Origin of the sequence: Microbacterium sp. KKR3/1, from assembly GCF_021272365.1 — a bacterium.
Taxonomy (GTDB): domain Bacteria; phylum Actinomycetota; class Actinomycetes; order Actinomycetales; family Microbacteriaceae; genus Microbacterium; species Microbacterium aurugineum.
The window spans coordinates 432,469-457,185 of record NZ_JAJSDW010000001.1 but is presented as its reverse complement, the minus strand read 5'-3'; the positions used below and the strand labels follow the sequence as shown (position 1 = coordinate 457,185).

Here is a 24,717-nt window from a genome sequence, read left to right as displayed (position 1 = left end):
CGTCAGCGCGGAAGCAGAGCGCTGCGCAGCGTGTCGAGGCCGACGCCGCCCAGGTCGAGCGCCTTCTTGTGGAAGTCCTTGAATGAGAAGGCATCTCCCTCGGCGGCACGGACTCCGTCGCGCACCTGCTCCCAGATGCGCTGACCGACCTTGTACGACGGCGCCTGGCCCGGCCAGCCGAGGTAGCGGTTCACCTCGAACTGCACGAACTGATCCGACATGTTCACGTTCTGGCGCATGAAGTCGAGTGCGTACTCCGCGTCCCACTCTCCGGTGCCGTCGAGACGCGGCTTGCCCAGGTGCACACCGATGTCGAGGACGACGCGGGCGGCCCGCATCCGCTGCCCGTCGAGCATGCCGAGCCGGTCGGCGGGGTCGTCCAGGTAGCCGAGCTGCTCCATCAGACGCTCCGCGTACAGAGCCCAGCCCTCAGCATGACCCGAGGTTCCCGCGAGCAGCCGACGCCAGGAGTTGAGCTCGGCCCGGTTGTACACCGCCTGAGCGATCTGCAGATGGTGACCCGGGACGCCCTCATGGAAGACCGTGGTGAGCTCCCGCCACGTGTCGAACTCCGTGACGCCCTCCGGGACGGACCACCACATACGACCGGGACGTGAGAAGTCGTCGGTCGGGCCGGTGTAATAGATCCCGCCCTCCTGCGTGGGGGCGATCATGCACTCGAGCGTGCGAATGGCTTCGGGGATGTCGAAATGCGAGACACCGAGTTCAGCGACCGCGCGGTCGCTCGTCTCCTGCATCCACTTCTGGAGAGCGTCGGTGCCGACGAGCTTGCGCGCGGGGTCGGCTTCCAGGTGGGCGACCGCTTCCTCGACGGACGCACCGGGGAGGATCTCGTTCGCGATCGCGGTCTGCTCCTCGACCATGCGCGCGAGTTCCTCACGCCCCCACTCGTAGGTCTCGTCGAGATCGATGGTCGCCCCGAGGAAGCGACGCGAGTTGAGCGCATAGAGGTCACGACCCACCGCGTCGTCGTCGCCTGCGGCAGGAGCGAGCTCCTCCGCGAGGAAACGGCGCAGCTCGTCATAGGCGACACGGGCCGAGGCCGAATTGTCGGCGAGAGTGCGGGCGAGAGACGCGGGCAGCTGCCCCTCCTCGGGGTCCGCGTTCGCGACGAATGCGGCGAAGAAGCCGTCATCGGCGGTGTAGCGGTCGATCTGCGTCGCCACCTCGGTCACCTGCCTGCGCGCCGGCACGATGCCTTCAGCGATACCCGTCCTGAGGGTCTCGACGTAGCCGCGAAGGGCATCGGGCACCGCGGCGAGGCGGGTCGCGATCACGTCCCAGTCCTGCACCGTCGCCGTGGGCATCAGGTCGAACGCCGCGCGCACATCCTGTGCGGCAGAAGCGATCACGTTGAGATCGCGCAGGTGCCACTTCGCGTCGTGCAGCTCGAGGTCGAGCCGGAGCTCGGCACCGAGGTCGGTCTTCGTCACCTCGTCGATCGCGTCCACGGGCTCGAGCGCGGAGAGCTTGTCCAACGTCGCACGCGTCGCCGCAGCGATCTCCTCATGCCCGGCGGGGCTCAGGTCGCCGAAGCGGTCGTTCACCTCGTCGCGCCCGATGTAGGTGCCGAGAGTGGGTGCCAGAACCGCGATCGTGTCGACCCATTCATCGGCGACGGCGTCGATGGCGGAAGGGGTGCGGGGAGCTGAAGTCATAACTGCCAGCCTAGCCCCGGCCCCTCCCGCGGCGGAGGTCAGTGCGCGGCTTCGTTCCAGTCACGGCCGCGGCCGACCTGAACATCGAGCGGCACCGACAACTGTGCGGCATCACCCATTCGAGCGCGGACGATCTGCTCCGTGGCATCCCACTCCCCCGGGGCGACCTCGACGACGAGTTCGTCATGAATCTGGAGCAGCACGCGCGAGGACAGCTGCTGGGAGCGAAGGTCGTCGTGGATGTGGAGCAGCGCGATCTTCATGATGTCGGCGGCGCTCCCCTGGATCGGCGCGTTGAGGGCAGCGCGCTCGGCGTTCTCCCGCAGTACCCGGTTCGGGCTCGCGAGGTCGGGGAACGGCCGACGGCGCCCGAAGATCGTCTCGGTGTAGCCGACCTCTTTCGCCTTCATGACCGAGGCGCGCAGATAGTCGCGCACCGCGCCGAATCGTGCGAAGTACTCCACCATCAGCTGCTTGGCCTCGGACTGCTCGATGCGCAGCTGCTTCGAGAGCCCGAACGCCGAGAGTCCGTAGACGAGGCCGTAGGACATCGCCTTCACCTTCGTGCGCATCGCCGGAGACACCTCGCTCGGCTCGACCCCGAACACGCGGGCGCCGACGAACCGGTGCAGGTCCTCGCCACTGTTGAAGGCCTCGATCAGCCCCTCGTCGCCGGACAGATGGGCCATGATGCGCATCTCGATCTGCGAATAGTCGGCCGTCAAGAGAGCGTCGTACCCCTCGCCGACTTCGAACGCGCTCCGGATGCGGCGCGATTCCTCCGTACGCACCGGGATGTTCTGCAGATTGGGATCGGTACTGGACAGTCGCCCGGTCTGGCTCCCCGTCTGCACATACGTCGTGTGCACGCGGTGGTCGTCGCCGATCGCCGTGTCGAGGGACTCGATGATCTGCCGGAGCTTGGTGGCCTCACGGTGCTGCAGCAACAGGCTGAGGAACGGGTGCGGGTTGCTCTCCTGCAGGTCGGCGAGTACCGCGGCGTCGGTGGAGTAGCCGGTCTTGGTCTTGCGGGTCTTCGGCAACTGCAGGTCTTCGAACAAGACCTCCTGCAGCTGCTTGGGTGAACCGAGATTGAACTCACGACCGACGACCGAGAACGCCTCCTGCGCGAGTCCCTCGGCGCGAGCGGCGAGCTCGCCGGAGAACGTGGAGAGCACCTCGTGCGAGACCGCGACGCCCGCGACCTCCATGTCGGCGAGTGTGAGCAGGGTCGGCAGTTCGATGTCGACCAGGACAGCGGCGACCGACTCGGGGATGTCTTCGCGCAGCGCATCGGCAACGCGCAACGCGAACCACGCCTCCTGCGACGGTGTGGCTCCCTCGGTCTCGGGCACCAACTGGGACGGGTCGGCCTCGGGCAGCTTCTCGCCGAGGTAGCGCTCGACCAGGTCGGACAGGGTCTTGTCCGGGAAGCTCGGCCGCAGGAGCCACCCGGCCAGGCTCGTGTCATAGGCGAGACCGCGGAGGCGGATTCCCTGACGGATCAGGGCCTTCACCTGCGGCTTCGCATCGTGCAGCACCTTCGGCGCGTCGGACTCGATCCATTCGCGCAGAGCCTCTGCGGCGCTCTCCGTCCAATCCGACTCGCGGAGGTCGGTGAGAGTCGCGGCGCCGATCCGTGTGGGGGAACCTCCCTGCGTCATGATCCGCAGGGAGACATCGCCGTCCTGCGCGACAGCCCAGGCCGCCAGCTCCGCGGGTGACGTCTCGACCGGTGCGGGCACCACGACGACCGACGCCGGGTCGTCGGCGACCTCCCCGGCTCCGACGGCCTCGAACACCCGCGGTAGCAGGGTGCGGAACTCGAGCCGGGCGAAGATGTCGCGCACGGCCTGCGCATCGATCGGTGCCACGGCCAGGTCGGAGGGCCCGACCGGGAGCTCGACATCGGTGAGGAGACGGTTGAGCTTGCGGTTGCGTCGGACATCGTCGATGTGGTCGCGGAGGTTGCCGCCGACCACTCCCTTGATCTCGTCGGCACGTGCGATCAGCTCATCGAGCGATCCGAACTGCGTGAGCCACTTGACCGCCGTCTTCTCTCCGACCTTCGGAACACCGGGCAGGTTGTCGCTGGTCTCGCCGACCAGGGCCGCGATGTCGGGGTACTGCTCTGGACGCACACCGTAGCGCTCCTGCACGGCCGTCGGGTCATAGCGCTTGAGCTGCGAGACGCCCTGCACCGACGGGTAGAGCAGGGTGACGTCGTCGTTCACGAGCTGGATGGTGTCACGGTCTCCGGAGACGACGAGCACCTCGAAGCCCTGCTCGGCGCCCTGTGAAGCGAGCGTCGCGAGGATGTCGTCGGCCTCGATCCCCTCCTTCGTCAGGACAGGGATCGACATGGCGGCGAGGCAGTCCTGCAGAAGCGGGATCTGACCCTTGAACTCCTGCGGCGACTCGGAACGCGTGGCCTTGTACTCGGAGTACTCCTCCGTGCGGAAGGAGTGACGCGAGGTGTCGAAGGCGATCGCCAAGTGCGTCGGCTGCTCGGCTTTGATGAGGTTCACCAGCATCGAGAGGAAGCCGTAGATGCCGTTGGTGTGCTGATTGTCCTTGGTCGTGAAATTGTCGACCGGGAGCGCGAAGAAAGCGCGGTAGGCGAGCGAGTGGCCGTCGACGACCATGAGGGTAGGCTTTGCGGAGTCCGTCACCCTGTCAGCCTAACGAGGACGACAGACACCCGCTGAGGAGGATGCATGAGCGACGTCGCGACGAGCGAGGGACTCGACTGGGCCACGGCCCGCGGAATGGGTGCCCTGGCCGAGAAGATGGGCATGGAGTTCGTCGAGTTCGGCATCGACCGTTGTGTCGCGACGATGCCTGTCGAAGGCAACACCCAGCCTGTCGGCCTCATGCACGGTGGCGCGTACGTGGTGCTCGGCGAATCGCTCGGTTCGATGGCGGCGAATCTGCATGCCGGTACCGGCCGTCTCGCCGTCGGCGTCGACATCAACGCGACGCACACCCGATCGGCCACGTCGGGCGTCGTCACCGGCGTATGCACACCGGTGCACCTGGGACGGAGCATCACCGTGCACGAGATCGTGGTGACCGACGATCAGGGACGCCGCTGCTCCACGATCCGCATCACCAACATGATCAAGGACCTTCCCGCCGCGAACTGAGCGGTTCCTCGAGCAGTCGCTGGAACAGCAGATGGTCCTGCCACTCCCCCGCGATGCGGAGGTACTTCGGCGCCATGCCGATGCGCTCGAAGCCGTTGCCGATCAGCACGCGTTGGGAACCGAGGTTGTGCAGCAGGGTGGCGGCCTGGAGCCGGTGAAGGCGGAGCTGCGTTCGTGAATACTCGATGAGCTGAGCGACCGCGCGACTCGCGAGGCCGCGACGCAGCCGCGTGGCATCGACCCAGTAGCCGAGGTCAGCGCTCCAGAACGCACCCCGGACGATGTTGTTGATGTTCATCCGACCGCGGATCTCCCCGTCATCGGATTCGATGACGAAGCGGAGACTCCGCCCGGCGTCCGCGTCTTCCACGCAGAGCTGTGCGTGCTGCTCTTGCGCGGCGACGGTGAAGAACGCCTCCGAGCGCGCCGGCTCCCACGGCGCGAGATGTTCGCGGTTCGCGACATACGCGCGGGCGAGTGCAACCCCATCCCCCTGCCTCACCGGCCGCAGGATGTGCTCGGTATCGAGCCGGATCGTGCCGGCGCTCACCGCTACTTCTTGGGGGCGAGCTGCTCGATGATCGCCTTGGCGACGTCCTGCATCGTCAGACGACGGTCCATGGATGCCTTCTGGATCCAGCGGAACGCCTCAGGTTCGCTCAGACCCATCTTCTCGTTGAGCAGGCCCTTGGCCCGGTCGACGAGCTTGCGGGTCTCGAAGCGCTCGACCATGTCGGCGACCTCGGCCTCGAGCGTGATGATCTGCTCGTGACGAGCCAGCGCGATCTCGATCGCGGGCAGGAGGTCGTTCGGGGTGAACGGCTTCACGACGTACGCGAGCGCACCGGCCTCGCTCGCGCGCTCGACGAGCTCCTTCTGGCTGAACGCTGTGAGCAGGACGACCGGCGCGATGTTGCCCTTGTGCAGCTTCTCCGCGGCGCTGATGCCGTCGAGCTGCGGCATCTTGACGTCCATGATGACGAGGTCCGGTCGGAGCTCGGTCGCCAGAGCGACCGCGGTCTCTCCGTCCCCCGCCTCGCCCACGACATCGAAGCCGTTGTCGCGAAGGATCTCGACGATGTCGAGACGGATCAGCGACTCGTCTTCAGCGACGACGACGCGTCGGGGTGCGGATGACGTGGGCTGCTCAGCCTGCTCTTCTTGCTCTGTCACACAACCATCCTAGTGGAGAGCCCCTGTTCGCAGGCCCCAGGCGGTCGGCGCGGAGAATCCGGCTCTCATGCTGCGCTAAAGTCGTAGACGCGACACACGAGCCGGCGTGGCGGAATGGCAGACGCGGAGCACTCAAAATGCTTTGTCCGAAAGGGCGTGTGGGTTCGAGTCCCACCGCCGGCACCGTTTGATGAAGAGAGCCCTCAGTGCTCCTCTGCGAGGACAGCCAGCTCGGCGAGCACCCGGGGATGCGCGAGGATCCGGAAATGCCCTCCGGTGTCGAGGCGGACGTTCTTGGCACCGACGAGTTCGCTGCCCTCCGGGATGTGCGGGTCGAATTCCGCGTAGATCGAGACGATCCGATCGTTCACCGACCGCCTCTGGGTGAGGCTGATGATTCCCGGGTCGTCGGGGGCGAACTCCCGCAGCGTCCGCGAGAGCATCAAACGGGCATAGCTCGAACCGCCGAACGGTGTCGCGATCGCCAGCATCGAGCGCACACGGCCGGCCGCCGGTCCCGTCATGACCAGCTTGCCCGCGAGCCCGCCCTTGCTGTGGGCGACCAGGATCACATCCGTGAGGTCATGGCGCTCCAGGAAGTCCCCGACGCTCTGCGCCATCTCCACCACCGGACGTCGATTGCGATGGAGGGTGTCGACGACCTGGACCGGATGGCCTCGCTCATGCAGCGCCGCGACGAGAGGCTGCATGAACTTCCAGGTCTCGTAGACGCCGGGAAGGACGACGATCCGCGCACCGCTCCCGGAGGCGAACGATGCAGGATCCGTGCGGTCGAACATCGCGCGCAGCTGCCAGAACCCCGCGTACGCGTAGTCCGCGCACCACCACCCCGCCTTCCTCAGCGCGCCGATGACGTGCTCCTCGGAAGACGATGCGGACCCATGAGGGAAAACTACCGGATCGCGCATCGAGGGGGCGGAGCCGAAGCTCCGCCCCCTCGATGCGCGATGTCAGACGCCGGCCTTGTAGATCGGTGCCGCGCCGCGGATCGCATCGCCCACCTTGTGCACGCGCAGGTCGTTGGTCGATCCGACGATTCCGGGAGGGGAACCGGAGATCACGACGACCTTGTCCCCCTCCTGTGCGAGACCGTTGCCGAGCAGATACTCGTCCACCTGGTGATACATCAGGTCGGTGTGCTGGACCATGTCGACCAGGGTGGAGCGGATGCCCCAGGTCAGAGCCATGCGGCGACGGATTCCCGGCTCCGGGGTGAACGCGATCATCGGGATGCGCGAACGCAGACGCGACAGACGACGCGCGGAATCTCCGGACTGCGTGAACACGCAGAGGAACTTCGCCTCGACGAACTCCGCCACCTCGAGAGCGGCGAGCGTGATCGCGCCTCCCTGCGTGCGGGGCTTGGTCGTCAGCGGCAGGATGCGCTCCAAGCCGTGCTCTTCCGTGGAGGCGATGATCCGCGCCATGGTCTCGACGACCACGACCGGGTAGTCACCGACACTGGTCTCACCGGAGAGCATGACGGCATCCGCACCGTCGAGGACGGCGTTCGCGACGTCCGAGGTCTCGGCGCGCGTGGGAACCGGGCTGCTGATCATCGACTCGAGCATCTGCGTCGCGACGATCACCGGCTTGGCCATCCGGCGAGCGATCTCGACGGCGCGCTTCTGCACGATCGGCACGGCCTCGAGCGGAAGCTCGACGCCCAGGTCACCACGGGCGACCATGATCGCATCGAACGCGTCGACGATCTCCTCCAGCGCATCGACGGCCTGCGGCTTCTCGACCTTGGCGATGACGGGAACCTTGACGCCCTCTTCCGCCATGATCTCGTGAACGCGGTTCACATCGGCGGCATTGCGCACGAACGACAGCGCGATCAGATCGGCGCCGATGCGCAGTCCCCAACGCAGGTCGTCTTCGTCCTTCTCGCTGAGAGCGGGGACGTTGACGGCGACACCGGGGAGGTTGATGCCCTTGTTGTTGGAGACGGCGCCGGCGACGATGACCTTGGTGGTCACCGTGACGCCGTCGGTCTCGACGACCTCGACGCGGACCTTGCCGTCGTCGATCAGGAGGAAGTCGCCCGGCTTGACGTCCTGCGGGAGGCCCTTGAAGGTCGTTCCGCAGATCTCCTTGTTGCCGATGATGTCTTCGGTCGTGATCTTGAAGATGTCGCCCTTGGCGAGCTCGTACGGCCCGTCCTCGAACTTGCCGAGGCGGATCTTCGGCCCCTGCAGGTCGACGAGGATCGCGACGGCCCGGCCGGCATCCTCTGCGGCACGACGCACGTTCGCGTAGTTGTTCTCGTGAACCGAGTAGTCGCCGTGGCTGAGGTTCAGTCGCGCGACGTCCACCCCCGCATCGATCAGTGCGCGCACCGTCTCATACGTGGAAGTTGCGGGGCCCAAGGTGGCGACGATTTTCGCGCGTCTCAACAGATACTCCAGGGTAGAAATGGGGGATGTAAATCAGGCGACGGTGCCGGCCTCAGCCTACGCGGGCTGGAGACCGATCGCGACATCACTCGGTCGCACCGGCTCGGGAAGCACGGTGGTGCCCATCAGGAAGCGATCGACGCTCGCGGCAGCTGCGCGACCCTCGGCGATGGCCCACACGATGAGCGACTGACCGCGACCGGCGTCTCCGGCGACGAACACTCCGGGAACCGTCGACTCGTACGACGAGTCGCGGCGGAAGGCGCCACGGTCGGTGACCTGCGGAAGCGTGTCTTCGGTGTACCCCTCCTGCTCGGGTCCGGTGAAGCCCATCGCGATCAGGACGAGGTCCGCGGGGATCTCTCGCTCGGTACCGCTCTTGGGGACGCGGCGGCCGTCGACGTACTCGGTCTCGGCCACGCGCAGCGCACGCACCTCACCGACGTCGTTGCCGAGGAACTCGACGGTGGACGCGAGGTACACCCGCTCGCCACCCTCCTCGTGAGCGGACGACACCTCGAAGATCGTCGGCATCATCGGCCACGGCTGGTGGTCCGGACGGACGTCGCCCGGCTGCATGCCGATCGCGAGGTTGGTGACGCTGAGAGCTCCCTGACGGTGCGCGGTGCCGATGCAGTCCGCTCCGGTGTCTCCACCGCCGATGACGATGACGTGCTTGCCCTCCGCGCTGATCTGGTCGGTGACCTTGTCGCCCGCGACCGCGTGGTTGGACTCGACGAGGTACTCCATGGCGAAGTGCACCCCGTCGAGGTCACGGCCGGGGATGGCGAGGTCACGCGGAACCGTGGACCCCGTCGCGATGACGACGGCGTCGTAACGGGCACGCAGGTCGGGCCAGGAGATGTCCTTGCCGATCTCCACGCCGGCACGGAAACGCGTGCCTTCCTCCTGCATCTGGCGAAGGCGCGATTCGAGCTGCGTCTTCTCCATCTTGAAGTCCGGGATGCCGTACCGCAGCAGGCCGCCGATGCGGTCGTCCCGCTCGAAGACCGCGACCGTGTGCCCGGCTCGGGTGAGCTGCTGGGCGGCAGCGAGACCCGCGGGGCCCGATCCGACGACGGCGACCGTCTTTCCCGTGAGGCGCTCCGGCGGCTCCGGCTCGACCCACCCCTTCGCGAAGGCCTCATCGATGATCGAGACCTCGATCTGCTTGATCGTGACCGCCGGCTGGTTGATGCCGAGCACGCACGAGCTCTCGCAGGGCGCGGGGCACAGCCGCCCCGTGAATTCCGGGAAGTTGTTCGTGGCGTGCAGGCGCTCGATCGCCGCGCGGCCCTCACCGCGCCAGGTGAGGTCGTTCCACTCGGGTATCAGGTTGCCGAGTGGGCATCCCTGATGGCAGAACGGTACGCCGCAGTCCATGCAGCGTCCGGCTTGACGACGCAGGACCTGCTTGTCGCCCGGCTCATAGACCTCTTTCCAGTCCATGATGCGCACAGGCACCGGACGACGTGCGGGAAGTTCCCGCTCGGTCACCTTCAGAAAGCCTTTGGGGTCAGCCACCGGTCACCTCCAGGATGCGGTTCCAAACGATGTCGCCGTCGGGGTCGATCCCCTCGGCCAGTGCTTCTTCGCGCATGCTCCGCACCGCGGCGAAGTCGCGAGGAAGTACCTTCACGAACTCCGCGGCGACATCATCGAAGTTCTCGAGGAGCGCGGAGGCCCGCGGTGAGGCCGTGCGCTCGGCGTGCGCGACCAACAGGCTTCGCAGCACCTCGAGATCTGCGCGATCGAGTGGTTCGAGCAGCAGTTCTCCACTCCCGAGCGACTGCGCGTTCACCTTGCTGGTGTCGAGGGCGTGCACGTAGGCCACTCCCCCGGACATACCGGCGCCGAAGTTGCGGCCGGTCGAGCCGAGGATCACAGCCAGGCCACCCGTCATGTACTCGAGCGCGTGGTCGCCCACTCCCTCGACGACGGCGGTCGCGCCCGAGTTGCGGACGAGGAAGCGTTCACCGACGACACCGGAGATGAACATCGTCCCCGACGTCGCGCCATAGCCGATCACGTTGCCGGCGATCACGTTGTCTTCCGGAGCGATGGAGGACCCGCGCGGCGGGCGGATGGTGATGTCTCCACCGGACAGCCCCTTGCCGACGTAGTCGTTCGCGTCGCCCTCGAGTCGGAGCACGATGCCCGGCGGTAGGAACGCGCCGAGCGACTGTCCCGCGGTGCCGTGCAGTGTGACGTCGATGGTTCCCTCGGGGAGGCCCGCGGCGCCGTGGCGCGACGTGACCTGGTGCCCCAGCATCGTCCCTACGGCACGCTCGGTGTTCGCGATGGGCAGCTCCGCCACGACGGGTTCGCCGTTGAGCAGCGCCCCCTTCGCGATGTCGATGAGCTGCACGTCGAAGTGCTTCTCGAGTTCGTGATCCTGCGCGCGGCCGCTGCGACGCGGCTCGCCCGCCGGGAAGACCGGGCCTTCGAGCACGGGTGTCAGGTCGAGACCCTCTGCCTTCCAGTGCTCCACGGCGGCGTTCACCTCGATGAGATCAGCGCGCCCGATCACCTCGTCGAGAGAGCGGTATCCCAGCTCAGCGAGGAGTTCGCGCACCTCTTCGGCGATGAACTCCATGAAGTTCACGACGAACTCCGGCTTTCCTGTGAAGCGCTCGCGCAGCACCGGGTTCTGGGTCGCGACGCCGACCGGGCAGGTGTCGAGGTGACAGACCCGCATCATGATGCAGCCGCTGACCACGAGGGGCGCCGTCGCGAAACCGAACTCCTCCGCTCCCAGCAGCGCACCGATGATCACGTCACGACCGGTCTTGAGCTGACCGTCGACCTGCACGACGACACGGTCCCGCATGCCGTTGAGCATGAGCGTCTGCTGGGTCTCGGCGAGACCGAGCTCCCACGGCGTGCCGGCGTGCTTGAGCGAGTTCAACGGGCTCGCTCCTGTTCCACCGTCGTGGCCGGAGACGAGGATCACGTCGCTCAGAGCCTTGGCGACACCCGCCGACACCGCACCGATGCCCGACTGGCTCACCAGCTTGGTATGGATACGCGCCTCGGGGTTCGCCCGCTTCAGGTCGAAGATCAGTTGCTTGAGGTCTTCGATCGAGTAGATGTCATGGTGCGGCGGTGGCGAGATGAGACCGACACCGGCCGTTGCGTGACGGGTGCGGGCGACCCAGGGGTAGACCTTGGTCGGCGGCAGCTGTCCTCCCTCGCCGGGCTTGGCCCCCTGAGCGAGCTTGATCTGGATGTCGTCCGCCTCGGTGAGGTAGAGGCTGGTCACACCGAAACGACCGGAGGCGACCTGCTTGATCGCGCTGCGGCGTTCCGGGTCGACCAGGCGATCCGGGTCCTCGCCGCCTTCACCGGTGTTCGACTTCCCGCCGATCCTGTTCATGGCGATCGCGAGCGTCTCGTGCGCCTCCCGGGAGATCGAGCCATAGCTCATCGCCCCCGTCGAGAACCTCTTGACGATCGCGGACACCGGCTCGACCTCGTCCAGCGGGACGGGCTTGCGGGTACCGGTGCGCAGCGTGAACAGCCCGCGCAGCGTCTTCAGCTCCGCCGCCTGCTCGTCGACGAGCTTCGTGTATTCCCGGAAGATGTCGTAGCGACGCGTGCGGGTCGAGTGCTGAAGCTTGAACACCGTCTCCGGGTTGAACAGGTGCGGAGAGCCGTCACGGCGCCACTGGTACTCGCCACCGGTCCACAGACGCTCGTGCGCACGCGCCGCCGCATCCTCCGGGTAGGCGTAGTCGTGACGCGCCTGGTTCTCGGCGAAGATCTCCTCGATGCCGACGCCGCCGAGCTTGGACTCGGTGCGCGTGAAGTAGGCGTCGATGAACTCCTGGCTGAGGCCGACGGCCTCGAACACCTGAGCGCCCGCGTAGGACGACACGGTGGAGATGCCCATCTTCGACATGATCTTGAGCACGCCCTTACCGAGGGCGTAGATCAGGTTCTTGACCGCCTTCTCGGGCGTGATGCCGTTGATGTAGCCGGTGCGTACGAGGTGCTCGACCGTCTCCATCGCGAGATACGGGTTCACGGCAGATGCGCCGTAACCGATCAGCGTCGCGACGTGGTGCACTTCACGCACGTCTCCGGCTTCGACGATGAGCCCGACCTTCATACGGTTCTCACGCCGGATGAGGTGGTGGTGGATCGCCGACACCATCAGCAGGGACGGGATCGGGGTGAGGTCCTTGTTCGAGTCGCGGTCCGACAGGATGATGAACTCGGCGCCGTTCTCGATCGCCTCGTCGACCTCCGCGCACATCTCCGTGAGACGGTCCTGCAGGGTCTGGGGGCCCGCGTCGAAATGGTAGAGGCCGCGGATGGTCACACTCGACCGGCCGGGCATCGCCTTGTCGATGTGACGGATCTTCGCGAGCTCGTCGTTGTCGATCACGGGGAAATCGAGCGACACGGTGCGGGTGTGCTCCGGCCCCCAGGAGAGCAGATTGCTCTCGGGCCCGAGACCCAGCTTGAGACTCGTGACGACCTCTTCACGGATCGAGTCGAGCGGCGGGTTCGTCACCTGTGCGAACTGCTGCGTGAAGTAGTCGAAGAGCAGTCGCGGACGCTTGCTGAGCACCGCGATAGGCGTGTCGGAGCCCATGGCACCGAGGGGCTCGACGCCGGTCTGCCCCATCGGGGTGAGCAGGATGCGGACTTCTTCCTCGGTGTATCCGAAGGTCCGCTGACGGCGGGTGATCGAGGCCGGAGGGTGCACGATGTGCTCGCGCTCCGGCAGCTCGGCGAGACGCACGGCGCCGGCATCCAGCCACTCCTGCCACGGGTGCATGGTGGCGAGGTCGCGCTTGATCTCGCTGTCCTCGACGATGCGACGCTGTGCCGTGTCGACGAGGAACATCTTTCCGGGCTGCAGTCGGCCGCGACGCTTGATGCGCTCCGGCTCGAACTGCAGCACACCGGTCTCGGAGCCGATCACGACCAGACCGTCGGTCGTCTCCGTCCACCGTCCCGGGCGGAGACCGTTGCGGTCGAGCGTGGCACCGACGAGCGTGCCGTCGGTGAAGATGAGGGCAGCGGGACCGTCCCACGGCTCCATCTGGTTCGAGTGGTACTCGTAGAACGAACGCAGCTCCGGCGAGATGTCGGTCTGCTTCTCGTAAGCCTCCGGAACCATCATCATGATGGCGTGCGGCAGGCTCCGTCCGGTGAGTGTGAGCAGCTCGAGCACCTCGTCGAAAGAGGCGGAGTCGCTCGCGCCGTCGGTGCAGATCGGCAGCAGCGGACCGATGTCGCCGAGCAACTCCGATTCCAGCTGCGACTGGCGCGCACGCATCCAGTTGCGGTTCCCGCCGACGGTGTTGATCTCACCGTTGTGCGCGAGCATCCGCAGCGGCTGCGCGAGCGGCCACGACGGGAAGGTGTTCGTGGAGTAGCGGGAGTGCACCACCGCGAGCTCGGACGCGAAACGCTCGTCCTGCAGGTCGGGATAGAACGGCTCGAGCTGCAGCGTCGTGACCATGCCCTTGTAGCCGAGCGTGCGGGCCGAGAGCGAGACGAAGTACGCGCCGAGTTCGTGTCCTGCACGCTTGCGCAGGCGGTAGGCGACACGGTCGAGGGCGATGCCCGTGAGCGGCGCATCGGCGTGCGTCGCTCCCCCGGCGCTCACGAAGAGCTGCTCGAAGGCGGGACGCGCCTCATCGGCGAGCTTGCCGAGGTTCTCGTTGGCGGTGGGGACATCGCGCCACCCGAGGACACGGAGTCCTTCGGAGCGGGCGATCTTCTCGATCCCGGCCTTCTGCTGACGGCGCTCGCTCGAATCGCGAGGCAGGAACGCCAGCCCCGCGGCATACTCGCCCACCGGCGGCAGCTCGAAGCCGACCACAGCGCGGAGGAACGCATCGGGCATCTGCGTCAGGATGCCCGCACCGTCTCCGGTTCCGGCGTCGGAACCGATGGCACCACGGTGCTCCAGATTGCGAAGAGCCTGAAGGGCCAACGCGATGATGTCGTGCCCGGCTTCGCCGCGCAGCGTGGCGACCATGGCCAGGCCGCAGGCGTCCTTCTCGAACGCCGGGTTGTACATGCCCTGCTTCGGGGGGTATGCGCCGGAGGCGCCGTAAGGGGGCTGGAAGTACACCAGTTACCGTCCTCAGATCGTCGAGTGAAACCCGGGGACGACGTCGGCCCGCTCGTTCAGTGCAATGGTTCTCCCGCCACGAGGCGGCGTTATCGAGAGCCGTCCTCGCTCGTGGGAGCAGTGCTTGTGGCGGTGGCTCCTGCGGTGACTTCTTCGGTCGGAGGCTCGCTCACGTCTACGAAGTCAGAGGGATTGTTCTGCGATTGTACATCAGCGTCCGCGTCGGTCCGTTCGCGGCCCGGCTGATACGGCGAGGGCTCGAGACCGGGGTGGCGACGCGTCTGCACGATGAGGATCGCGAGACCCACGAGGACGCCGATGATGGCCGCGAGGACGTTGCTGCGCAGCCCCAGGATGATCTCGCTCGGGTCGATGCGGATCGACTCCCAGACGATGCGTCCCGCGCTGTACCAGATGAGGTACATCGCGAACAGGCGACCCCACTGGAAGAAGAGCTTGCGGCCGAGCCAGAGCAGGACGATGACGCCCAGCCCGTTCCACAGCACCTCGTAGAGGAAGGTCGGGTGGAACAGCGTGCCCTCGGGAAGACCGGGAGGGAACGCGGAGTTCGTGGACTCGATCTCCAGTCCCCACGGCAGGTCGGTGGGGAGGCCGAAGAGTTCGTGATTGAACCAGTTGCCGAAGCGTCCCATGGCCTGCGCCAGCAGCAGCCCCGGCGCCAGAGCGTCGGCGAACGTCCAGAAGCGGATGCCGGTCCAGCGGCAGCCGAGATACGCACCGATCGCGCCACCGATGAGCGCACCGAAGATCGCGATACCGCCCTCCCAGATGGCCCACACCGAGCCCGGTTGGAAGGGGTTCCAGGTGTTGATGCCCTCGCCGAAGTAGTCGTTCGGGTGGGTGAGGACGTGGAAGATCCGGGCGCCGATGATCGCCAGGGGCACCGCGAGGATCGAGATGTCGATCACGACCCACGGCTCCGCACCGCGCTTGGTGAGACGGTGGTTGGTCAGCAGCGTCGCGGCGATGATGCCCGCGATGATGCACAGCGCATAGAAGTGGATCCGTATGGGCCCGAGGTCGAAGTAGGACACCGGGGGGCTCGGGATGCTGGCGAGCACACCGGTGACGGTGCTGTGGAGCGCGAGTGACATGAGTGCGATTCTAGTTCTCGTGATCGGGGCGCGCCGACGAGGTGCCGGCGGCCAGGTTGCGGGTGACCTCGGCGAGGGCGGGGACGCCGCCGTCGCGCAGGGCACGGACGAGGGCTGTGCCGACTATGGCACCGTCGGCGTACTCCGACACCCCGGCGATCTGCTCGGCCGTGGAGATGCCGATGCCCACGCACGCGCGTCGGGCGCCGTGCGCGCGCAGACGTCCGACGAGGGTGCGTGCAGCACGGTCGAGTTCGGCGCGTTCGCCCGTGATACCCATCGTCGAGACGGTGTACACGAACCCGGTGGACGACGTCACGACGAGGTCGAGCCGCTCGTCGGAGGAGGTGGGCGCAGCCAGGAACACACGGTCGAGGCCCGTCCGCTCGCTTGCGGCGATCCACTCCCCCGCGGCATCGGGCGTGATGTCGGGCGTGATGAGTCCGGCGCCGCCCGCGGCGAGCAGGTCGTCCGCATAGCGGTCGACGCCGTACTGCATGACCGGGTTCCAGTACGTCATGACGAGGACCGGCACATCGGTCGCAGCCGTGATGGCGCGGATCGCCGTGAAGAGGTCGGCCATCCGGAAGCCCGCGGCCAACGCTGTGGTGGTCGCCTCCTGGATGATCGCGCCGTCCATCACCGGGTCGCTGTACGGCGGCCCCAGCTCGATGATGTCGACACCGTTCTCTGCGAGGGCGATGGCCGCCTGGATGCTCGTCTCGAGGTCGGGGAATCCGACGGGCAGGTAGCCGACGAACGCGCTGCGGCCGGCGTCCTGGGCGCGCTGGATCGCCTGTTCGACTCGGCTCATAGCTGGGGCTCCCCCTTCGATGCGAGCTCTTCCTCGGCGCTTTCCTCCGCGACTTCGTGGGCCAGAGCGGCCTGGTCGTAGAGCTCGAAGTAGCGGGCTGCGGTGTCCATGTCCTTGTCGCCACGACCCGAGAGACACACGGCGATGAGTCCGTCGGGGCCGAGCTCACGCCCGACGCGCAGCGCACCGGCGAGGGCATGGGCGGATTCGATGGCGGGGATGATCCCCTCCGTCCGACTCAGCAGACGCAGAGCCTGCATGGCTTCGTCGTCGGTCGCCGGGATGTACTCCGCGCGGCCGATGTCCGCGAGCCAGGCGTGCTCCGGGCCGACACCGGGATAGTCGAGCCCCGCGGAGATCGAGTGCGACTCGATCGTCTGGCCGTCCTCATCCTGGAGCACGTAGGTCTTGGCACCGTGCAGCACACCGGGTCGCCCACGCTCGATCGATGCCGCGTGCTTCTCGGTGTCGACGCCGTCGCCCGCCGCCTCCACGCCGTAGAGCGCGACGCCCTCATCGTCGAGGAACGCATCGAACATGCCGATCGCGTTCGACCCGCCGCCCACGCACGCGAGGACCGCATCGGGGAGCCGTCCGACCTCGTCGAGGAGTTGCGCACGCGCCTCCTCACCGATGATCTTCTGGAAGTCGCGGACCATCGCCGGGAAGGGGTGCGGTCCTGCGGCGGTGCCGAAGATGTAGTTGGTGGTCTCGACCGACGCCACCCAGTCGCGGTAGGCATCGTTGATCGCGTCCTTGAGCGTGCGGGAACCGGACGTCACCGGAACGACCTCCGCACCGAGCAGGCGCATGCGGGCCACGTTGAGCGCCTGACGCTCGGTGTCGACCTCACCCATGTAGATCGTGCAGTCCAAGCCGAACAGCGCCGCAGCGGTGGCGGTCGCGACGCCGTGCTGTCCGGCGCCCGTCTCGGCGATCACGCGGGTCTTGCCGAGCCGTTTGGTCAGCAGCGCCTGTCCGAGGACGTTGTTGATCTTGTGCGAACCCGTGTGGTTGAGGTCTTCCCGCTTGAGGAAGACGCGTGCCCCACCGGCGTGCTCGGCGAACCGCGGCACCTCGGTGATCGCGGACGGCCTCCCCGCGTACGAGCTCAGCAGGTGCGCGAGCTCAGCCCGGAAATCCGGGTCGATGATCGCCGCCTCGTACGCCACGGTCAACTCGTCGATCGCGGCGATGAGCGACTCGGGCATGTAACGCCCGCCGAATTCGCCGAAGAAGGGGCCGTGCTGGTCGCGCAGGCTCATCATGCCTCCAGGAAACGCGTGAGAGTGGCGACGGGGTCGCCGGTGACGAGAGCCTCGCCGATCAGGACGACGTCGGCGCCGGCGGAGCGGTAGTGCGCGACGTCTTCGGGGGTGAGCACTGCGGACTCGGCGATCTTCACCGCGGTGTCCGGGATCCGATCCACCAGGCGACCGAACAGGTCGCGGTCGAGTTCGAGTGTCTTCAGATCACGCGCGTTCACACCGATCAGCGGAGAACCGAGGTCGATGGCGGCTTCGAGCTCCTCGGCCGAATGCGTCTCGACGAGAGGCGTCATGCCGAGTTCGGTGATGAACCCGAAGAGGTCTCGAAGCACCTCGGCGTCGAGACCGGCGACGATGAGGAGGACGAGATCAGCGCCCGCGGCACGGGCCTCGAGGACCTGGTAGCGGGTGGCGATGAAGTCCTTGCGCAGCACCGGCAACGAGACCCTGGCGGTGACCGCCTCGAGGTCGGCGAGGCTCCCCCCGAATCGACGTTCCTCGGTCAGCACGCTGATCGCCGAGGCGCCTCCCTTTTCGTAGAGAGATGCCTGGAGCGCCGGGTCGGGGATCTCCGCGAGAGCGCCGCGCGAGGGGCTCGCGCGCTTGACCTCGGCGATGATCTTCACACGATCGGCCGGCGCGAGGAACGCCAGCGCGTCCTTCGCGGCGGGACGCGCGTGCGCATCGCGCTCCACGGCGGCCAATGGGCGCGATAAGGCGCGACGCTCAGCGTCTGCGACAGCGCCGGCCGTCAGGTCGGCGAGGACCATTAGTGCGCCTTCGGAGCGTACTTCGGACCCTTCACGCCATAGCCGGCCTTGGCCAGCACCCAGCCCATGATCGCGCCGATGGGAACGAGAGCGATCGAGATCATCACGAGGACCGGCTGCTCGAAGCAGAACGCGACAGTGGCGGCGGCGACGCCGACCAGCATGATGACGACGGCGGTCCAGGCGGCAGGCGAATGTCCGTGGCCGGGATCGGCGATCGGGTTGGTCATGTTCTCCTCCGGGGGACGACGTGCAGTTCGGAATCAGTCTATCGGGGTCAACGAGTCGGATCGGTCCCGCGGGACAGCTCGTCCCACGAATCGACGGCATCCACAGGCCCATCGTGGGCGACGTCGACGCGATCGGTGCGGTACCGCCGTCCGCCCGTCTTCCATCCGCGCCAGGTCACGAGGACGACGACGGACGCGACCAGCAGGATCGCCCAGCCGACCAGCGCGATGTACGGCCACGCGGAAGGCACGATGCTCAGGACCGTCTCGTGGACCGCCGCGCCGCCGGCCAGACCCGTCACCTCGGTCACGGTGGCGGCGACGGCGCCGAACGGCTCGGTGAGCAGGAGCTGGAGTGTCGACCAGCCGAGGAACAGTGCTGTCACGGCCGCCAGCACTCCGAAGACGAAGCGGACCGCCTTGCCGGCGATCGAGAGCGCCGCACCGAGGGCGAGAACCGCAAGGCTGAGCGGGGCGAGGAGAACGAGGGCGGACGCGCCGGGCACGAGGATCGCTTCTCCCGCATCCGCGCGCTCGACCGTGAACCAGGTCTGGGTCGAGGAGATGATGCCGATCGCGCCGGCGAGCAAGAAGCCGGACACTGAGATCGAACGACCGCGTTTCGTGAGTGTCACGACTGCTCCTCCCCCACCATGGCCTCGAGGTCGGTCGTGTCGAAACAGGTGCGGGTACCCGTGTGGCAGGCCGGACCGTGCTGCGCCACGAGGAGCAGGATGGCGTCCCCGTCGCAGTCCAGCCGCGCTTCGCGCACGACCTGGATGTGACCCGAGGTGTCGCCCTTCCGCCAGTACTCCTGACGTGAACGCGACCAGTACGTGGCGCGGCCGGAGGTCAGGGTGCGTCGCAGGGCCTCCGCGTCGACCCATGCGAGCATGAGGACCTCTCGCGTGTCCCACTGCTGCACGATCACCGGGGCGAGACCGTCCGCATTGAAGTCGACCTGCGCGATGCGCTCGTCCACGGTGGTCATCTGATCACCACTCCCTCTGCGCGGAGCGCATCCTTGACGTCGCCGACCGTGAGCGCGCCGGTGTGGAACACGCTCGCCGCCAGGACCGCGTCGGCTCCCGCTTTGATGGCCGGAGCGAAGTCGGCGGCCTTCCCCGCACCGCCCGAGGCGATCACGGGCACCGACGCGACCTCACGCATCAAGCGCACCAGCTCGAGATCGAAACCGTCTCGCGTGCCGTCGGCATCGATGGAGTTCACGAGGAGCTCCCCGGCACCTCGATCGACGGCCTCACGAGCCCAGTCGAGTGCATCGAGCGTCGTCTCCGTACGACCGCCGTGCGTCGTGACGACGAACCCGGAAGACGTGGTCGGGGCGCGCTTCACGTCGAGGGACAGGACGAGCACCTGGGCGCCGAAGCGGTCCGCGATCTCTCCGATGAGGTCTGGGCGCGAGATCGCGGCGGAGTTCACGCCCACCTTGTCGGCACCGACCGAGAGTAGTCGGGCCACGTCTTCCACGGTGCGCACTCCCCCGCCCACAGTCAACGGCACGAAGACCTGCTCGGCGGTGCGCTGCACCACGTCGTAAGTGGTCGCCCGGGCGTCGACCGTGGCGGTCACGTCGAGGAAGGTGATCTCGTCAGCACCCTGTGCCGCATAGTGCCGCGCCAGCTCGACAGGATCACCCATGTCCCGCAGGTTCTCGAAGTTGACGCCCTTGACGACGCGACCGGCGGCGACATCGAGGCACGGGATGACACGACTGGCGAGAGTCATCACAGCCTCGCGTTGTGGATGGCCGTCACCAGGATCGCGCGCGCGCCGAGGGCGTAGAGCGCATCCATGACGGGGTTGACGCGCGAGCGCGCGACCATGACGCGCACGGCCACCCACTCGGGGTCGCGGAGCGGGGAGACGGTCGGCGATTCCACGCCTCCGGCGATCTTCACGGCGTCGTCGAGGAGCGCCACCGGGAGGTCGTAGTCGATCATCACGAACCGTCGTGCGACCATCACGCCACGCAGGCGGCGGAGCAGCGTCTCCGCACCGTCCGCATCGACCGGTCCGGCGATGAGCACCGCCTCCGACTCCAGGATGACGGGGCCGAACACATCGAGACCCGCCTGACGCAGTGTGGTCCCGGTCTCGACGACGTCGGCGACCGCATCGGCGACCCCGAGTCGGACCGCGGACTCGACTGCGCCGTCGAGCGGCACCAGGTCGACCGCGATGTCGCGCTCGTCGAGGAACGCATCCACCAGGCCCGGGTAGGAGGTGGCGACGCGCAGCCCGTCGAGCTCCGACACGTCGGTGTAACGCCCCGTCGGTGCAGCGAAGCGGAACGTGGAGCCGGCGAACCCGAGCGCCTCGATCTCGCGCGCGCCGGGCATCCGCGCGTCGAGCAGGAGGTCGCGTCCGGTGATGCCGACGTCGATGGCGCCGGAGCCCACGTAGGTCGCGATGTCCTTGGGACGGAGGAAGAAGAACTCGACGTCGTTCTCGGCGTCGACGACATGGAGGGTCTTGGGATCACGACGCCCGGCGTAGCCCGCTTCGGCGAGCATCTCGGCGGCGGTCTCGGAGAGGGAGCCCTTGTTGGGAACAGCGATGCGCAGCATGGATGGCTTTCAGTTCGAGGAGGTCGGAACGGAGCGCATCACAGATGTCGGTAGACGTCCTGCAGGCTGAGCCCCTTCGCGAGCATCATCACCTGGACGTGGTACAGCAGCTGGGAGATCTCCTCGGCGGCAGCGGCGTCGGACTCGTACTCCGACGCCATCCACACCTCGGCGGCTTCTTCCACGATCTTCTTGCCGATCGTGTGCACGCCGCCGTCGAGCTCGGCGACCGTGCCCGATCCTTCAGGGCGGGTCTCTGCCTTGACACTGAGCTCGGCGAACAGCTCGTCGAAAGTCTTCACGCTTCCAGGCTAGCGGCTCGGGCGAGGTCTCTCAGCCGGGTGACGGCCGCCTCGACGTCATCGGCCCCGTACACGGCCGATCCGGCGACGAAGGTGTCGGCGCCGGCCGCCGCGGCGATCTCGATCGTGCGGTCGGAGATGCCTCCGTCGACCTGGAGCCAGACCCGGGAGCCCCGCCGACGCGCCTCTGCCGCAAGCGCCTCGAGCTTGGGCATCGTCTCCGGCATGAAGCTCTGCCCGCCGAAGCCCGGTTCGACCGTCATCACGAGGATCTGGTCGAACTCATCGAGGATCTCGAACAATGAGTCGACGGGCGTCGCCGGCTTCACCGCGACACCCGCACGGGATCCGATGTCACGCAGTCGGCGAGCGAGCGCCACGGGGTCGGACGTGGCCTCCAGATGGAACGTGACACTCGCGGCGCCGATCTCGGCGTACTCCGGCGCCCACCGCTCCGGCTCCGTGATCATCAGATGGACATCGAGCGGAATGGGGCTGGTCGCCTGGATCCGCTCGACCATCTGCGGGCCGAAGGTCAGGTTCGGCACGAAGTGGTTGTCCATCACGTCGACGTGGGCGAAATCCGCGGTGGCGATCCGGGCGAGATCCGCCTGCATGTTCACGAAATCGGCGGCGAGGATACTCGGGTTGATGCGCGGGGCGCGGGGCAGATCCACGGTCCTAGTCTTCCTTCCCGGATGAGGTGTTCTCGGTCGATGGGCGCTGCAGGAGCGCGAGGAACATGGCGTCGGTGCCGTGTCGATGCGGCCAGAGCTGGGCGCTGCCGGAGCCGGAACGGCCCTCGACCGCGAGATCGATCGGCGACATCGAGACATCCGCGATCGCCGCACGGGCATCGAGCTCCACGATGTCCGTGCGCTCCCGCAGCACTTCCTGCACGACGCCGGTGGTCTCCGCGAGATGCGGCGAGCACGTCACATAAGCGACGACGCCACCGGGAGCGAGCGCATCGACCGCAGCGGACAGCAACTCGACCTGCAGCGGGACGAGTTCGGCGACATCCGCCGGCGACTTCCGCCAGCGTGCCTCGGGGCGGCGACGAAGCGCGCCGAGACCCGTGCAGGGCGCATCGACGAGGATCCGGTCGAACTCCCCCGGTCGGGATGCGGCGAGAGCCCGCCCATCCTGCTCGTGGACGACGATGTCAGCCGGTACGGCCCGGAGAGCCTTGCGGACGAGTCGTGCGCGGACGGGGACGACCTCGTTCGCCTCCAGCGTGGCGTCATGCTCGAGCGCGATCGCGGCGAGGAGCGCGGTCTTCCCTCCCGGACCCGCGCAGAGGTCGAGCCAGCGCTCCCCCGAGACGATGGGCGCAGCGCCCGCCAGCGCGAGGGCCACGAGCTGGGAGCCCTCGTCCTGTACGCGCACGGTGCCGCCGGAGGCTTCGACCGAGCGTCGAGGGTCGCCCCCGGGAGACGCGAAAGCGGTCGGCGCGTAGGGAAGACGAGGCTCGGCAGGTTCGGCAAGCCCCGGCAACGCGACGAGGGTCACCTCGGGCGAGATGTTGTCGGACTCCAGAAGCGCCTCGAGCTCGTCGCCGCGCCCTTCGGCTGCGAGGGCCCGACGGAGCGCCCTGATGACCCAGACCGGATGCGCGGTGCGCAGGGCCAGCCGCTCGTCATCGGAGCGTGCCTGCTCCTCGATGCGCGCCTGCCAGACCTCTCCCGAGTCGCGGGTGATGCGACGGAGGACGGCGTTCGCGAAGCTCGACGCCCCACGCCCTGATGTCGTCGCCACGAGGTTCACCGATTCGTTCACAGCCGCGTGCGAAGCGACGCGGGTGGCGAGCAGCTGATGCACCGCGAGCCGCAGTGCGTCGAGCACCGCAGGGTCGATGCCGGCCGTCGGGCGGTCGGCTGCCGATGCGATGATCGCGTCATACGTGCCGAGCCTTCGCAACGTTCCGTACGTGAGCTCCGTCGCGAGCGCCGCGTCCTGCGGCGTGAGCTTCGCGTCGGCGATCGCGGTCGGGAGCACGAGGTTCGCATAGGCATCGGTCTCGGACACCGCGCGCAGCACGTCGTACGCGACCCGACGAGCGGGTTGAACAGCGCGCACAGGACCGCGCCGCTCCGTGCCCCGTCCCTCGCGGGAGGACTGCCCGGACGGACGCCGTCCCTGCGGTCTCGGGGTGCGACGCTCCCGTCCTTCGTCGCTCATGATCCTGCCTGCAGCTCATCGCCACCGCGCTGCCCGCGCCACCAGTCGACCGCGTTCATCGCTCCCTTGCCGGCCGGCTGCACGCGAGTCACCGCCAGCGCCCCCGATCCCGTTCCGATGAGGAGCGCCTTCTTCGTGCCACGAAAACGTCCGGGAGCGAGGGGCTCCGCATCGGCAGCGGGCACCGCTTCGAGCACCTTGAGCGCCTGACCGCCGACCGTCGTGTGCGCGCCGGGTTCGGGAGTCGCACCTCGAAAACGTGCGAACACCGTGTCGAGCGGCGCGTTCCAATCGAGGAGGCCGTCGGCGTGTGACAGCTTGGCCGCGAAACTCGGCTCCCCCACCTGCGGTCGCGCGTCAGCTGTGCCGTCAGCGATCGCGTCGACCACCTGGGCCGTGAGGTCGGCACCGTCATGGGCGAGAGTGTCGAGCGCCTCGCCCGCGGTCGCCGTCTCCGCGACCTCGATCTCCCGCGTCGCATAGACGTCGCCCGCATCCAGCTCGGCGACCAGCTGGAAGACACTCGCCCCGAGAACGTCGTCTCCGGCGATGAGCGCTCGTTGCACCGGGGCGGCTCCGCGCCACGCCGGAAGGAGGGAGAAGTGCAGGTTGATCCATCCCCTCGTCGGCATGGACAGGAGCGGCTCGCGGACCAGGCCCCCGTAGGCCACGATCACGCCGAGTTCCACCTCCAGGGCCGCGATCTCCGCGGTCGCGGCGTCGTCGAGCCGAGCGGCCTTGATCACGGGAAGTCCGAGTTCGAGGGCCGCCTGCGCGACCGGAGATGGCGTGAGCACACGCCGACGCCCGAGTGCGGCATCGGGCCGCGTCACGACCGCGGCGATGTCGTGCGAGGTCGCGAGACGACGCAGGGTGGGCACGGCCGCAGCGGGTGTGCCGGCGAAGACGAGGCGCATGAAGGTTCTCCGGAAGG

Annotated in this window: 22 protein-coding genes and 1 tRNA gene; 2 read left to right on the top strand and 21 right to left on the bottom strand. The window is 67.7% G+C overall.

What is annotated here, in order from left to right:
- Positions 1-2: 2 nt before the first annotated feature.
- Together LVJ59_RS02210 and polA are read right to left on the bottom strand one after the other, a co-directional pair.
- Positions 3-1,679 (bottom strand): DUF885 domain-containing protein, encoded by a 1,677-nt coding sequence (locus LVJ59_RS02210; protein WP_232761849.1) that lies wholly within the window; start codon positions 1,677-1,679, stop codon positions 3-5.
- Between the two features lie 38 nt (positions 1,680-1,717).
- Positions 1,718-4,351 (bottom strand): DNA polymerase I, encoded by a 2,634-nt coding sequence (polA, locus tag LVJ59_RS02205; protein WP_232761848.1) that lies wholly within the window; start codon positions 4,349-4,351, stop codon positions 1,718-1,720.
- Positions 4,352-4,396: 45 nt separating this feature from the next.
- Here polA and LVJ59_RS02200 point away from each other — a divergent pair, with 45 nt between their 5' ends.
- Complete coding sequence (locus LVJ59_RS02200) at positions 4,397-4,825, top strand: hotdog fold thioesterase (protein WP_153244124.1); 429 nt, start codon at positions 4,397-4,399, stop codon at positions 4,823-4,825.
- Here LVJ59_RS02200 and LVJ59_RS02195 read toward each other — a convergent pair.
- Both LVJ59_RS02195 and LVJ59_RS02190 read right to left on the bottom strand, forming a co-directional pair.
- A complete protein-coding gene (locus tag LVJ59_RS02195) occupies positions 4,800-5,375 on the bottom strand; it encodes a GNAT family N-acetyltransferase (RefSeq protein WP_232761847.1) in 576 nt (191 codons plus the stop codon). The two genes, LVJ59_RS02200 and LVJ59_RS02195, sit on opposite strands and share 26 nt — an antisense overlap.
- A 2-nt stretch (positions 5,376-5,377) precedes the next feature.
- Positions 5,378-5,998: an ANTAR domain-containing response regulator gene (locus tag LVJ59_RS02190; RefSeq protein ID WP_017830602.1), complete on the bottom strand. Its 621-nt coding sequence runs from the start codon at positions 5,996-5,998 to the stop codon at positions 5,378-5,380.
- A 100-nt stretch (positions 5,999-6,098) separates the two neighbouring features.
- Here LVJ59_RS02190 and LVJ59_RS02185 point away from each other — a divergent pair.
- Positions 6,099-6,181, top strand: a tRNA-Leu gene (locus LVJ59_RS02185).
- Positions 6,182-6,201: 20 nt separating this feature from the next.
- Here LVJ59_RS02185 and LVJ59_RS02180 read toward each other — a convergent pair.
- From LVJ59_RS02180 to fmt, 17 genes are all read right to left on the bottom strand, one after another.
- On the bottom strand, positions 6,202-6,927 hold the full coding sequence (locus tag LVJ59_RS02180) for an alpha/beta hydrolase (RefSeq protein WP_232761846.1): 726 nt from the start codon (positions 6,925-6,927) through the stop codon (positions 6,202-6,204).
- A 42-nt stretch (positions 6,928-6,969) separates the two neighbouring features.
- Positions 6,970-8,418, bottom strand: a complete 1,449-nt coding sequence (pyk, locus tag LVJ59_RS02175) for a pyruvate kinase (protein ID WP_232761845.1) — start codon at positions 8,416-8,418, stop codon at positions 6,970-6,972.
- 57 nt (positions 8,419-8,475) lie between these two features.
- Positions 8,476-9,942 carry a glutamate synthase subunit beta gene (locus tag LVJ59_RS02170; protein WP_232761844.1) on the bottom strand — a complete coding sequence of 489 codons (1,467 nt, stop codon included), beginning with the start codon at positions 9,940-9,942 and terminating at the stop codon, positions 8,476-8,478.
- A complete protein-coding gene (gene gltB, locus LVJ59_RS02165) occupies positions 9,935-14,458 on the bottom strand; it encodes a glutamate synthase large subunit (RefSeq protein WP_232763137.1) in 4,524 nt (1,507 codons plus the stop codon). The genes LVJ59_RS02170 and gltB overlap by 8 nt, the downstream gene beginning before the upstream one ends.
- Before the next feature lie 143 nt (positions 14,459-14,601).
- Positions 14,602-15,627: a prolipoprotein diacylglyceryl transferase gene (gene lgt / locus LVJ59_RS02160; protein ID WP_232761843.1), complete on the bottom strand. Its 1,026-nt coding sequence runs from the start codon at positions 15,625-15,627 to the stop codon at positions 14,602-14,604.
- 10 nt (positions 15,628-15,637) lie between these two features.
- A complete protein-coding gene (gene trpA, locus LVJ59_RS02155; RefSeq protein ID WP_232761842.1) occupies positions 15,638-16,441 on the bottom strand; it encodes a tryptophan synthase subunit alpha in 804 nt (267 codons plus the stop codon).
- Positions 16,438-17,706, bottom strand: coding sequence for a tryptophan synthase subunit beta (trpB, locus tag LVJ59_RS02150; protein ID WP_131491108.1), 1,269 nt, complete (start codon positions 17,704-17,706; stop codon positions 16,438-16,440). The genes trpA and trpB overlap by 4 nt, the downstream gene beginning before the upstream one ends.
- Positions 17,706-18,479, bottom strand: coding sequence for an indole-3-glycerol phosphate synthase TrpC (gene trpC / locus LVJ59_RS02145; protein ID WP_232761841.1), 774 nt, complete (start codon positions 18,477-18,479; stop codon positions 17,706-17,708). The genes trpB and trpC overlap by 1 nt, the downstream gene beginning before the upstream one ends.
- A complete protein-coding gene (locus LVJ59_RS02140; RefSeq protein WP_047519551.1) occupies positions 18,479-18,709 on the bottom strand; it encodes an HGxxPAAW family protein in 231 nt (76 codons plus the stop codon). Before LVJ59_RS02140 ends, trpC begins: the two co-directional genes overlap by 1 nt.
- A gap of 47 nt (positions 18,710-18,756) precedes the next feature.
- The gene (locus LVJ59_RS02135) at positions 18,757-19,344 is read right to left on the bottom strand and encodes a Trp biosynthesis-associated membrane protein (RefSeq protein ID WP_232761840.1); all 588 of its coding nucleotides are present in this window, start codon (positions 19,342-19,344) and stop codon (positions 18,757-18,759) included.
- Positions 19,341-19,700, bottom strand: a complete 360-nt coding sequence (gene hisI, locus LVJ59_RS02130; RefSeq protein WP_232761839.1) for a phosphoribosyl-AMP cyclohydrolase — start codon at positions 19,698-19,700, stop codon at positions 19,341-19,343. The genes LVJ59_RS02135 and hisI overlap by 4 nt, the downstream gene beginning before the upstream one ends.
- Positions 19,697-20,458 carry an imidazole glycerol phosphate synthase subunit HisF gene (hisF, locus tag LVJ59_RS02125; protein WP_131491037.1) on the bottom strand — a complete coding sequence of 254 codons (762 nt, stop codon included), beginning with the start codon at positions 20,456-20,458 and terminating at the stop codon, positions 19,697-19,699. Before hisF ends, hisI begins: the two co-directional genes overlap by 4 nt.
- On the bottom strand, positions 20,458-21,300 hold the full coding sequence (hisG, locus tag LVJ59_RS02120; RefSeq protein WP_047519543.1) for an ATP phosphoribosyltransferase: 843 nt from the start codon (positions 21,298-21,300) through the stop codon (positions 20,458-20,460). The genes hisF and hisG overlap by 1 nt, the downstream gene beginning before the upstream one ends.
- Before the next feature lie 38 nt (positions 21,301-21,338).
- Positions 21,339-21,602: a phosphoribosyl-ATP diphosphatase gene (locus LVJ59_RS02115; RefSeq protein WP_131491038.1), complete on the bottom strand. Its 264-nt coding sequence runs from the start codon at positions 21,600-21,602 to the stop codon at positions 21,339-21,341.
- The gene (rpe, locus tag LVJ59_RS02110) at positions 21,599-22,279 is read right to left on the bottom strand and encodes a ribulose-phosphate 3-epimerase (RefSeq protein WP_153244130.1); all 681 of its coding nucleotides are present in this window, start codon (positions 22,277-22,279) and stop codon (positions 21,599-21,601) included. The genes LVJ59_RS02115 and rpe overlap by 4 nt, the downstream gene beginning before the upstream one ends.
- A gap of 4 nt (positions 22,280-22,283) precedes the next feature.
- The gene (locus tag LVJ59_RS02105; protein ID WP_232761838.1) at positions 22,284-23,783 is read right to left on the bottom strand and encodes an RsmB/NOP family class I SAM-dependent RNA methyltransferase; all 1,500 of its coding nucleotides are present in this window, start codon (positions 23,781-23,783) and stop codon (positions 22,284-22,286) included.
- Complete coding sequence (fmt, locus tag LVJ59_RS02100) at positions 23,780-24,700, bottom strand: methionyl-tRNA formyltransferase (RefSeq protein ID WP_232761837.1); 921 nt, start codon at positions 24,698-24,700, stop codon at positions 23,780-23,782. Before fmt ends, LVJ59_RS02105 begins: the two co-directional genes overlap by 4 nt.
- Positions 24,701-24,717 lie beyond the last annotated feature (17 nt).